The sequence below is a fragment of the Pseudomonas sp. B21-035 genome, assembly GCF_024748945.1.
Taxonomy (GTDB): Bacteria; Pseudomonadota; Gammaproteobacteria; order Pseudomonadales; family Pseudomonadaceae; genus Aquipseudomonas.
On sequence record NZ_CP087179.1, the window covers coordinates 4,459,514 to 4,470,693 of the forward strand.

Sequence of the window (11,180 nt, forward strand, 5' to 3'; positions counted from 1 at the left end):
CGGCAAGCATTTGCCCTAATTCCTGAACTGTCCCGAAGTGAGTATGCCCGACCTGTGCGGCATGCCGGAACGCTCGTTCCTGCGCGCCCTCAAGGTCGGTTGTTGGGCTTTCGGACGGAACGGTTGGCGCTCACAAAGCGCCTAAACATACTTAGAGAACGTGGAGACACCCATGCAAACCGACACAACTCGCGAGAACCCGCAGGCTTTGGCGCCGCAGGCCGCTGATTCGAACCAGGATCTGGCTGCCACCGCTCCGGGCCAACTGCGCGTGATCAAGCGTAACGGCACTGTCGTCGCCTACACCGATGACAAGATCACCGTGGCCATCACCAAAGCGTTCCTCGCAGTTGAAGGCGGCACCGCCGCCGCCTCGTCGCGCATCCACGACACCGTTGCCCGCCTGACCGAACAAGTCACCGCGACCTTCAAGCGTCGCATGCCTTCGGGCGGCACCATCCACATCGAAGAAATCCAGGACCAGGTCGAACTGGCCCTGATGCGTGCCGGCGAACAGAAAGTCGCCCGTGACTACGTGATCTACCGCGACCAGCGTGCCAAGGAGCGTGCCACCCGTGGCCACGCCGAAGACGCCGGCGTGCAGCCGCACCCAAGCATCCGCATCACCCGCGCCGACGGCAGCCTGGCGCCACTGGACATGAACCGCCTGAACACCATCATCAGCGAAGCCTGCGAAGGCCTGGCCGAAGTCGATGGCGACCTGATCCAGCGCGAAACCCTGAAGAACCTCTACGACGGCGTGGCCCTCACCGACGTCAACACCGCCCTGGTGATGACCGCCCGTACCCTGGTCGAGCGCGAGCCGAACTACTCGTTCGTGACCGCCCGCCTGCTGATGGACACCCTGCGCGCCGAAGGCCTGGGCTTCCTCGAAGTCGCCGAGAGCGCCACCCACCACGAAATGGCCGAGCTGTACGCCAAGGCCCTGCCTGCCTACATCGCCAAGGGTGTCGAGTTCGAACTGCTCAACCCTGCCCTGGCCGACTTCGACCTGGAAAAACTGGGCAAGGCGATCAACCACGAGCGCGACCAGCAATTCACCTACCTGGGCCTGCAGACCCTGTACGACCGCTACTTCATCCACAAGGATGGCGTACGCTTCGAGCTGCCTCAGGTGTTCTTCATGCGCGTGGCCATGGGCCTGGCGCTGGAAGAGAAAGACAAAGAAGCCCGTGCCATCGAGTTCTACAACCTGTTGTCGTCCTTCGACTACATGGCCTCGACCCCGACCCTGTTCAACGCCGGTACCCTGCGCCCGCAGCTGTCGAGCTGCTACCTGACCACCGTGCCGGACGACCTGTCGGGCATCTACCACGCGATCCACGACAACGCCATGCTGTCGAAATTCGCCGGTGGCCTGGGCAACGACTGGACCCCTGTGCGTGCACTGGGCTCCTACATCAAGGGCACCAACGGTAAATCCCAGGGCGTCGTGCCGTTCCTGAAAGTGGTCAACGACACCGCCGTCGCCGTTAACCAGGGTGGCAAGCGCAAGGGCGCTGTCTGTGCCTACCTGGAAACCTGGCACCTGGACATCGAAGAATTCATCGAGCTGCGCAAGAACACCGGTGATGACCGTCGTCGTACCCACGACATGAACACCGCCAACTGGATCCCTGACCTGTTCATGAAGCGCGTCTTCGATGACGGCAAGTGGACCCTGTTCTCGCCATCGGAAGTGCCAGACCTGCACGACCTGACCGGCAAGGCCTTCGAAGAGCGCTACGAGTACTACGAAGCCCTGACCGAGTACAACAAGATCAAGGTGTTCAAGACCATCCAGGCCAAAGACCTGTGGCGCAAGATGCTCTCGATGCTGTTCGAGACCGGCCACCCATGGCTGACCTTCAAGGACCCGTGCAACCTGCGTTCGCCGCAGCAGCACGTGGGCGTGGTGCACAGCTCGAACCTGTGCACCGAGATCACCCTGAACACCAACAAGGACGAGATCGCGGTCTGCAACCTGGGCTCGATCAACCTGCCGAACCACATTGTCGATGGCAAGCTGGACACCACCAAGCTGCAGCGCACCGTCAACACCGCCGTGCGCATGCTCGACAACGTGATCGACATCAACTACTACTCGGTGCCGCAAGCGCGTAACTCGAACTTCAAGCACCGTCCGGTCGGCCTGGGCATCATGGGCTTCCAGGACGCGCTGTACCTGCAGCACATCCCTTACGGCTCCGACGCTGCCGTCGAGTTCGCCGACAAGTCGATGGAAGCGGTCAGCTACTTCGCCATCCAGGCGTCCTGCGACCTGGCCGACGAGCGTGGCGCCTACGAGACCTTCCAGGGCTCGCTGTGGTCCAAAGGCATCCTGCCGCTGGATTCGCAACAGATCCTGATCGAAGCCCGTGGCCAGAAGTACATCGACGTCGACCTGAACGAAACCCTGGACTGGGCACCGGTACGTGCCCGTGTACAAAAAGGTATTCGTAACTCGAACATCATGGCCATCGCGCCGACCGCGACCATCGCCAACATCACCGGCGTATCGCAGTCCATCGAGCCGACCTACCAGAACCTGTACGTGAAATCGAACCTCTCGGGCGAATTCACCGTGATCAACCCGTACCTGGTTCGCGACCTCAAGGCCCGCGGCCTGTGGGACTCGGTCATGATCAACGACCTGAAGTACTACGACGGTTCGGTGCAGCAGATCGAGCGCATTCCGCAAGAGCTCAAAGACCTCTACGCGACCGCCTTCGAAGTGGAAACCAAGTGGATCGTCGATGCCGCCTCCCGTCGCCAGAAGTGGATCGACCAGGCCCAGTCGCTGAACCTGTACATCGCCGGCGCTTCGGGCAAGAAGCTCGACGTGACCTACCGCATGGCCTGGTACCGTGGCCTGAAAACCACCTACTACCTCCGTGCCCTGGCCGCGACCAGCACCGAGAAGTCGACCATCAACACCGGCAAGCTCAACGCCGTCTCCAGCGGTGGCGACAGCGCCCCGGTACAGGCAGCGCCAGCCGGCCCTGCTCCGGTACCAAAGGCCTGCGCGATCGACGAGCCGGATTGCGAAGCCTGCCAATAAGCGCCTGAAGGCCCGCTCCCTGTAGGAGCGGGCTTGACCCGCGAAAGGGCCGGCCCTGCCGCCCCCTTTCCAAAGCGCCGAACAACAAGGTCGGGGCCACCCCGACCTCCCCCGAGGGCCTCAGCCCGGGGAAGCATTCCAAGTTTTTGCGTGCACCGCAGTACCCAACCGCAAGCACCGCAACCAAGATCCACCGGCCATACTGATATGGCCCTCAAGCAGGAGACCCACCATGCTGAGCTGGGACGAATTCGATAAAGACGAAGGCGAAGAAGCCGCCAAAGGCACTACCGCCACTCAAGCTGCTGCCGCAGGCATCGACAAGCTCGATAACGCTGGCGGTGTGGCTGCCCTGGAAGCGCGCGCCGTGACTGCCGACGACTCCGAAGCGGTCAAACGCGCCAAGGCGGCCCTGGACAAACTCGACATCGCCGAAGGCCTGGCTGAGCTGGAAGGTTCTGCTGCCCGCGTCGCGGTTGACGAAAAGCGCATGATCAACTGCCGCGCCGACCTCAACCAGCTGGTACCGTTCAAATACGACTGGGCCTGGCAGAAGTACCTGGACGGCTGCGCCAACCACTGGATGCCGCAAGAGGTCAACATGACCGCGGACATCGCCCTGTGGAAAAACCCGGAAGGCCTGACCGACGACGAGCGTCGCATCGTCATGCGCAACCTGGGCTTCTTCTCCACCGCCGACTCCCTGGTTGCCAACAACCTGGCCCTGGCCGTATACCGCCTGATCACCAACCCCGAGTGCCGCCAGTACATCCTGCGCCAGGCCTTCGAAGAGGCGATCCATACCCACGCCTACCAGTACTGCATCGAGTCGCTGGGCATGGATGAAGGCGAGATCTTCAACATGTACCACGAGATCCCGTCGGTCGCTAAAAAAGCCGCCTGGGGCCTTAGCTACACCCGCGCGATCTCCGACCCTGAGTTCAACACCGGCACCGTCGAGACCGACAAAGAGCTGCTGCGCAACCTGATCGCCTACTACTGCGTCCTGGAAGGCATCTTCTTCTACTGCGGCTTCACCCAGATCCTGTCCATGGGTCGTCGCAACAAGATGACTGGCGTTGCCGAACAGTTCCAGTACATCCTGCGTGACGAGTCCATGCACCTGAACTTCGGTATCGACGTGATCAACCAGATCAAGATCGAAAACCCGCACCTGTGGGATGCCGAAATGAAGGAAGAAGCCTCGCAGATGATTCTGCAGGGCACCCAGCTGGAAATCGAATACGCCCGCGACACCATGCCGCGCGGCGTGCTGGGCATGAACGCAGCGATGATGGAGGACTACCTCAAGTTCATCGCCAACCGTCGCCTGTCGCAGATCGGCCTGAAGGAAGAGTACCCAGGTACCACCAACCCGTTCCCATGGATGAGCGAGATCATGGACTTGAAGAAAGAGAAGAACTTCTTCGAGACTCGGGTTATCGAGTATCAGACTGGTGGGGCGTTGAGCTGGGATTGATTAGCTCTCAAAGACAAAAAAAGGACAGCTCCTAGCTGTCCTTTTTTTGCTCTATCAAAAACTTCGTCACAACCAGAAAGACCTTCTGATTGATAATGGCCTATAGCCATGGTAAATATTAGAAAACGTATCCCTGGTCATCAAAGTGCAAAGGATTTGTAATGGCAACTCAAAAAGCAAAGCTGCGAGACATCGTAAAAGATACAGAGCTTGTCCAAAAAATCACGCAATCTTTCTCAGATTTACGAGCGGACTTCGACCTAAGCCTTGAAGCCTCTGCTGAAAAAATCATTGAGTTATCCGAAACACATGTTGATATCAAGGATCATCTCAACAAGCTGATATCTCACACCGGATCATCTAGCGGCGTTCTTCAAGGTTTGCGCGGAACAGGTAAAACACATTTACTTTTGCTCGCAAGACATCGCATCAATCAGGACCTATTCAAGAATGGTCACTTAGCTGTATATCTAAACTCCAAAAAGCTCAACATCCCAATAGACTGCACTCAAGAAATATTTAATCGTATTTTTTCAAGCTTTTTGATAACGAGTATTACAGAGCACCTTCAGAAGACATTAACAACCTCAACCAAAAACGGTACATTTGAAAAGCTAAGATCTCTTATTATTCCAGACAAGCTAACTCAGCGAATCAGTGAAACCCTAGATGTTCTGCTTGAGGCACAAAAACCTCTGTTGGCTGGGACGCACACCATAAAAAACTATGAGGCGGGCCAACAGAAAATTAATAGCCAGCTAAAAGACTTGATCGAAGCAATTGAGGAGTTCTCCCTTAAGGCATCTCCAACAGGCGCCGATCTAAATCTCGCAAGTAAAATAAAGCAAGTAGAAGAAACTACAATCTCACAAGAAGAACACTCGAAATACCTAAGTTATCTCGACATCTCTCACATCTCAACAACTATAAAGAAAATCATAGAAAAGCTAAAAATAAAATCTATAACCTTTTACATTGACGAGTGGGAAAAACTTTACTACGAAGGGAATGCGCAAAAACTTCTAGCAACTTACATAAATAAAATTATCGATAACCCAATATATTTCTGGATCGCCTATGTACCATACCGGGGTACTCTTCACCCTCTTTCGATAGGTAATGACTTACAGCACCTCATTGACTTAGATGAATCGCTTATATACGAAACCGACCAAAGCTCGTGCATTAAATACTTCCAGGACTTCATCGACAAACGCTTGCAACATCACTTGCTCAGAACTGACATTTCCAACTCCGTACTCATCAATAATAAAACCAACTTTGAGTTACTTATTATGGGGTCAATGGGAAACCCTAGAGACTTCGGCACCATATTGGTTCACGCCTGGAACGAATTTGTAACTTATAGAAATAACCCCCTGAAACGAGGCGGAGCATTTCAATACGTCTCAGCATCAATGATAAAAAGCGCTATTAAATCTGACGGAGAGAAAAAACTACTAAATTTCGAAGCCAGCTCACACGCAATGTCTGCCTGGCGAGACCTTGAAGATTTTGCAATTAAAAACAAAACTAGCCACATTGCGGTAGAAGAAAGTCCCGAAAACCATGCCGCGCTAGCAGAGAATGATTTTTCCGAGCTAATTTACCAACGCTTACTGCACAAGAGAACGGACCGTGTAAGCGCTAAAGAAAGTCACATACCAAATAAGCTTTCAATATTCGCACTTAGCTATTCATGCACATACGACCACCATCAAAAAGATAAGAAATTTCAATTTATTACAAAATATGAAGACATTCACAACAGAGTAAGGCGATACATCTACAATCCTGTGGCAGTTATCAAGAGTAGAAAGCTCAAAGCAGGTGAAATTTTCCCTTGCCCTACTTGCAAATTTGAGATCACACAAATAATGAAATTTGCGTGGGAAAAAAACATGTGCCCTGGATGCGGTGGACAAATAGTTAAACCTTAAGAATTACTCAATGCTCGGGGGCATCGCTCTCCCGAGCAAAGCTTATGTATTTAGTTGTCCAAACAATTTTTCAAGCGGACATTCACACCGAACCTTCCAGGAAATCACTAACAAGAAAAGAGCGTTCTGCTTGAAAATAAAAATGCAGAAACTTCCTACGCCCTGCAGATTGACCCGTAATCCAAGGCACTTTACTTTCTACTTTCGCGCCTAAGAAGCGCTCACGCAGCGGCCAACCGCTCTCGACAGCAGCGGCTTTTCATTTCAAAGGAAAGCCGGATATGACTAAGCACTACGAAGCTACACTTTTCCTACGCCACAACCGCCCTCTCCACGCCCTTTGGCTCGAATCCCAAGCCTGGTTCTGCGCTCGTGAACTCGGCCGGCTGATTGGCCGTTACCTCGACGAACATATCGTGCGCAAGCTCGATGCCGATCAACGGCGAACCTTGCCGCTGCTGCGCTACGGCGAGTACCGTGACACGGTGATGATCAGTGAGTCCGGGGCCTACACGGTGCTGGCTCATCACTACATTCCGGAGAATCGCAGCCTGCGGCGCTGGCTGACTTATGAGGTGATCGCGGTACTGCGGGACAGGCAGGATCTGCCAGAGCAGGACGTGCCGAGGATAGGCCAGATGGATTGGGGCAGGCATTCGCTCAGCGTGCTGCAGTGGCAGCACGAACCGTGGATTCGCATGCGCGATGTGCCAGAGGTACTGTTTGAGCCAGGCTGTATGGCGCATAGAAGCACCATCAAAGCATCGCCACCCTGGCGGCAGGTGGTGGCGCGCTGGCTGAGGCGTTGAGTCAGGGGCTAATGAGCTGCGTGGCCGGTTTCCGGGCTGACCGCAAAGCGATCCAGCACCGCATCGATGAACCGTCGCAGTTTGGCGGTTCTCTGCCGGTTGGCGGTATAGAGCAAATGCATCTGCCGGCTCGGCGGCTGGTAGTCAGCCAGCACCCGCACCAGCTCGCCACTTTGCAGCGCCGGGCGCAGAAAGTCTTCCGGCCCCAGCACAATGCCGAAGCCATCCAGCGCCGCTGCCATCAGCGCCCTGCTCTCGTTGACCTGCAAACGGCTGGCGACCTGCACCTTGTGCAGCATATCGCCCTGGACGAATTGCCATTCACGGTCGGCTGGGCGCGACCAGTAGGCGTAGCCCAGGCATTCGTGCTGTTCGAGATCGGCTGGCGTTCGTGGGATACCGTGGGCGGTCAGGTAGCGCGGTGAAGCGCAGGTCACCAGGCGGTAAGGTGCCAGGGGCCTGGCGGTGAGGCTGGAAGTGCCCAGGGGGCCGATGCGAAATGCCACTTCGAAGCCCTCCTCGACCAGGTCGACGAAACGGTCGGTCAGGTGCAGGTCAATTTCGACCTGCGGGTACTGGCGTAGAAAGTCGGTAACCATTGGCATCAGGCTGTAGGAGCCAAAGGTAACTGGCGCACTGACCTTCAGTTTGCCCCGCGGCGTATCATTCATGATCTGCGCCAGGGAGTCGGCCGCCTGCGCCTCACTGAGGATATGCTTGCAGCGCTCGTAGTAGGCGCTGCCAAGCTCGGTCAGGCTTTGCCGTCGAGTTGTACGGTTGAGCAGGCGCGCGCCCAGGCGATGCTCCAGAGCGGCTACATGCTTGGCCACCATCTGCGGCGACATGCCCAAACGCTGCGCCGCACTGGCGTAGGACCCCTCTTCAGCGGCCATTACAAAGGCGCCCATGCTGGTCAGGCGATCCATCATTCAACACTCCTGGTAACGACACTCGATACAGCTTGGTAATTTATCTACTACTGGTTGCCAATCATCATAAACGCTCCTATCACGCAACGGAGCAAGGACATGCGCATTGGCATAATCGGGGCAGGTTTTATCGGGCGGGCAGTGGCGCAGCTGGCGCTGGCCGCCGGGCATAAGGTGATGCTCAGCAACTCACGGGGGCCGCAGACCATGAGCAGCGTGCGCAGCGGCATTCTCGGCTGCGAAGTGGGCAGTGCAGAAGAAGCTGCACGGTTTGCTGACGTGGTACTGCTGGCAATTCCCTTCGCGCACTACCACAGCGTGCCCGCGCAGTGGCTGCAGGGCAAAATCGTCATGGACGCCAACAACTACTACCCGGACCGCGATGGTCTGTTTCCTGCGCTGGACCGTTTCGAAACCACTACCAGTCGCCTGCTTGCCGAGCATCTGCCGGGTTCGCGGGTAGTGAAGGTATTCAATGCAATTCTTGCCCAGGATTTGGAGAAAGACGCCCGTGGTAGCGGCGCAGCAGATCGGCGCGCCCTGCCTGTTGCCAGCGATGATGATGAAGCGAAATCGGTGGTTAGCAGGCTGCTCGACGACCTGGGTTACGACGCGGTCGATGCCGGGGGCCTGGATGAAAGCTGGCGGTTCGAACGGGCCAAACCGGCTTATTGCATACCTTTTGATGCCGAGGGCTTGAAGCGCGCCCTGGCGCAAGCCGAGCGGGAGGTTGAAGTGCCTGAAGGTGCCTGGCGACGTTGAACAACAGCACTCCAGTTGATCTGATCCGCATTTTGCCGCGCCATCTGAATCTGTTTCGGTAACAGCGCCAGAGCGAAAATAGTCCTGCGCCCCGCTCTACCGGGCGCATTTCGCGACTGCAGCCTGGCGCTGCACCGCAAAACCTTCATCTGGAGCGCTCCATGGGTAAGCTTGCAATCTTCGTCGTGGGTTTTCTGGCGCTGGCCATTGCGATTGGCGCACTCGGTACCATTTCTCCCCTGTAAACAACGCCGTTCTTCAACCTTCTGACTCAAGCCTCCAGCATCGCGTTGACGATGGCGCCGCATCCGCCGCCAACCTGTGCGAAAATAGGGGGCTTTTGTTCATATGTTTGGAGATGTACAGCTTGGTAATGCACTACTCAACCAGCGGCGATGCAGTCGCTTGCGGTCGCGCCGGTAATAACCTCACCAGCACCTCCACCCCTGACCAGGTTTCCTGCAAATCGTGTCAGCGGTCCCTGGTCAAGACGGAGTCGCCTGCGTCGGCCAAGAAATCCACCCCGTCCCTGGCAGAGCTGCGTAAACAACGCATGGCCAAGGCCAGCCCTGCCCCGAGCACGTTCTGCTTCAAGGCCAACTGGCGTGCACGCCTGAGCGCCCTGCCTGGCAGCAGCCGCCTGCCGCGCGGCGTAGCACCTCAGCGATTCGTCTAAGCGCCCCTGCGAAGACACGTGGGGCCGACACGCGGCCCCACGTGACCTTCCCCTCATCGCGGCTGACGATACCCGGCCAGCCAGTGCTCCAGCTCGTCATCCATCCCGCAGCCGATCAGCACCCACAGCAGTACCCGGCATTTGCGCGGACACAAGAAACCCGCCATCAGTGCGCCTTTGCGTTGCAGGTCCATTTCGCCGCCGTCGAAGCCATAGGTGTGATTTGCCGTAGGCCCCGAACCGGTTCGCGAGGCAATAATCACCGGCATCCGGGTGGTGATGTAACCCAAGCACTTGGCCCAGGCTGCCGACACATGCCCGGCGCCGAACCCGGCGATCACCAGCCCTTCATACCCAAGCCCGGCGACTTGCTCGAGCAGCAGGGTATCGGCGGCAAAATAAGCCTCCAGCAGCACCACACGCTGATCCAGGCGCCAGGGTTCGGGTAACGGCTGACGCGGCCGGGCGGGTTTCAGGTAACAGACACGCCCCTCTATCAGCAGGCCTTCGCAGCCGAAGTGCGGTGAGCTGAAAGCCGCCATGGCCAGGCTCTCGGTTTTACGCACATGGGCCGCGGCATGGATCTGATCATTGATCACTACCAACGCACCACGACCGCGGCTCTGCGCATCCAGCGCCACCCGCACCGCTGCCAGCAGATTGGCAGGGCCGTCAGCGCCGGGCTCGCTGGCGGCACGCATGGCACCGGTGAGGATCAGGGGCGCATCGAAGGGCCAGAGCAGTTCGAGAAAGTACGCTACCTCCTCCAGGGTGTCAGTGCCCTGGCTCAGCACCACGGCGTGGGCGCCCTCTTCCACCTGGACCTTGGCCCAGTACAGGACATCGATCAGTTGAATGAACGACAACGAGGCACTGGGTAACAGCTGCAGGGTTTTCGCCGAGATGTGCGCAAGATCTGCAAGCCCGGGCGCGTCGGCGAGCATCTGCAAGCTGTCCAGGCCCGGCGTGACACCTTCGCCTGCCGCTGACTGGAGCATGCTCAGGGTACCGCCCAGGGTTCCTATGGCGAGTTTGGGCAGGGTCATACGCCAGCTCCTGTAACCAGATGGCAGGCGCGAGAGAGACTGATCGGGGCAGCATTTGCAGACATGGGCGTTGGCCTTCTTATCGTTATGGAGGGACGCCAGTTAAGCGGACACTCGGTTAGATAAGACAGTCAGGCGGGTCTGAAGCTGGGGCGGGAATGGTCTTGGGTTGGGGAAAGGGCAATCATGCTAGCGGGTGTTTCCAGCTAATCAGGCGTTGCCTGCATCGCCGGCAAGGCCGGCGCCCACAGGGATCGCAACTAGCAGTTGAATCGCCAGAAAGACAAAACCCCTACCTGCATGCGCAGATAGGGGTTTCGGAATTTAATCTTGACGATGACCTACTCTCACATGGGGAAACCCCACACTACCATCGGCGATGCATCGTTTCACTGCTGAGTTCGGGATGGGATCAGGTGGTTCCAATGCTCTATGGTCGTCAAGAAATTCTGTTGCCAGAAGGTCTTGTTCAGACAC

General features: G+C 57.1%; 8 protein-coding genes and 1 rRNA gene. 6 read left to right on the forward strand and 3 right to left on the reverse strand.

Features of this window, described 5'->3' with window-relative positions; genetic code table 11:
* Nucleotides 1–172 precede the first annotated feature (172 nt).
* The 4 genes from LOY22_RS20345 to LOY22_RS20360 all read left to right on the forward strand — a co-directional run bounded on the left by LOY22_RS20345 (nt 173) and on the right by LOY22_RS20360 (nt 7,290).
* Nucleotides 173–3,061: a ribonucleoside-diphosphate reductase subunit alpha gene (locus LOY22_RS20345; protein ID WP_045195612.1), complete on the forward strand. Its 2,889-nt coding sequence runs from the start codon at nt 173–175 to the stop codon at nt 3,059–3,061.
* Between the two features lie 232 nt (nt 3,062–3,293).
* Nucleotides 3,294–4,541, forward strand: a complete 1,248-nt coding sequence (locus tag LOY22_RS20350) for a ribonucleotide-diphosphate reductase subunit beta (protein WP_045195614.1) — start codon at nt 3,294–3,296, stop codon at nt 4,539–4,541.
* A 161-nt stretch (nt 4,542–4,702) separates the two neighbouring features.
* Nucleotides 4,703–6,481 (forward strand): hypothetical protein, encoded by a 1,779-nt coding sequence (locus LOY22_RS20355; protein ID WP_258594602.1) that lies wholly within the window; start codon nt 4,703–4,705, stop codon nt 6,479–6,481.
* Nucleotides 6,482–6,762: 281 nt separating this feature from the next.
* Nucleotides 6,763–7,290 (forward strand): Bro-N domain-containing protein, encoded by a 528-nt coding sequence (locus tag LOY22_RS20360; RefSeq protein WP_258594603.1) that lies wholly within the window; start codon nt 6,763–6,765, stop codon nt 7,288–7,290.
* 8 nt (nt 7,291–7,298) lie between these two features.
* Here LOY22_RS20360 and LOY22_RS20365 read toward each other — a convergent pair whose 3' ends face one another.
* Nucleotides 7,299–8,219, reverse strand: a complete 921-nt coding sequence (locus LOY22_RS20365) for a LysR family transcriptional regulator (protein WP_258594605.1) — start codon at nt 8,217–8,219, stop codon at nt 7,299–7,301.
* A gap of 99 nt (nt 8,220–8,318) precedes the next feature.
* Here LOY22_RS20365 and LOY22_RS20370 point away from each other — a divergent pair, with 99 nt between their 5' ends.
* Nucleotides 8,319–8,981 (forward strand): NADPH-dependent F420 reductase, encoded by a 663-nt coding sequence (locus LOY22_RS20370; protein ID WP_093380247.1) that lies wholly within the window; start codon nt 8,319–8,321, stop codon nt 8,979–8,981.
* A 373-nt stretch (nt 8,982–9,354) separates the two neighbouring features.
* Nucleotides 9,355–9,657 carry a hypothetical protein gene (locus LOY22_RS20375; protein ID WP_045195772.1) on the forward strand — a complete coding sequence of 101 codons (303 nt, stop codon included), beginning with the start codon at nt 9,355–9,357 and terminating at the stop codon, nt 9,655–9,657.
* Between the two features lie 53 nt (nt 9,658–9,710).
* Here the strand turns inward: LOY22_RS20375 and LOY22_RS20380 are convergent, their stop codons facing one another.
* Together LOY22_RS20380 and rrf are read right to left on the reverse strand one after the other, a co-directional pair.
* Complete coding sequence (locus LOY22_RS20380) at nt 9,711–10,703, reverse strand: asparaginase (RefSeq protein WP_258594608.1); 993 nt, start codon at nt 10,701–10,703, stop codon at nt 9,711–9,713.
* 328 nt (nt 10,704–11,031) lie between these two features.
* Nucleotides 11,032–11,147 (reverse strand): 5S ribosomal RNA (gene rrf, locus LOY22_RS20385).
* Nucleotides 11,148–11,180 lie beyond the last annotated feature (33 nt).

Bases quoted from the DNA above. Each gene is read 5' to 3' on its own strand.
- LOY22_RS20345 (WP_045195612.1), top strand. From the start codon at position 173: ATGCAAACCGACACAACTCGCGAGAACCCGCAGGCTTTGGCGCCGCAG.
- LOY22_RS20350 (WP_045195614.1), top strand. From the start codon at position 3,294: ATGCTGAGCTGGGACGAATTCGATAAAGACGAAGGCGAAGAAGCCGCC.
- LOY22_RS20355 (WP_258594602.1), top strand. From the start codon at position 4,703: ATGGCAACTCAAAAAGCAAAGCTGCGAGACATCGTAAAAGATACAGAG.
- LOY22_RS20360 (WP_258594603.1), top strand. From the start codon at position 6,763: ATGACTAAGCACTACGAAGCTACACTTTTCCTACGCCACAACCGCCCT.
- LOY22_RS20365 (WP_258594605.1), bottom strand. From the start codon at position 8,219: ATGATGGATCGCCTGACCAGCATGGGCGCCTTTGTAATGGCCGCTGAA.
- LOY22_RS20370 (WP_093380247.1), top strand. From the start codon at position 8,319: ATGCGCATTGGCATAATCGGGGCAGGTTTTATCGGGCGGGCAGTGGCG.
- LOY22_RS20375 (WP_045195772.1), top strand. From the start codon at position 9,355: ATGCACTACTCAACCAGCGGCGATGCAGTCGCTTGCGGTCGCGCCGGT.
- LOY22_RS20380 (WP_258594608.1), bottom strand. From the start codon at position 10,703: ATGACCCTGCCCAAACTCGCCATAGGAACCCTGGGCGGTACCCTGAGC.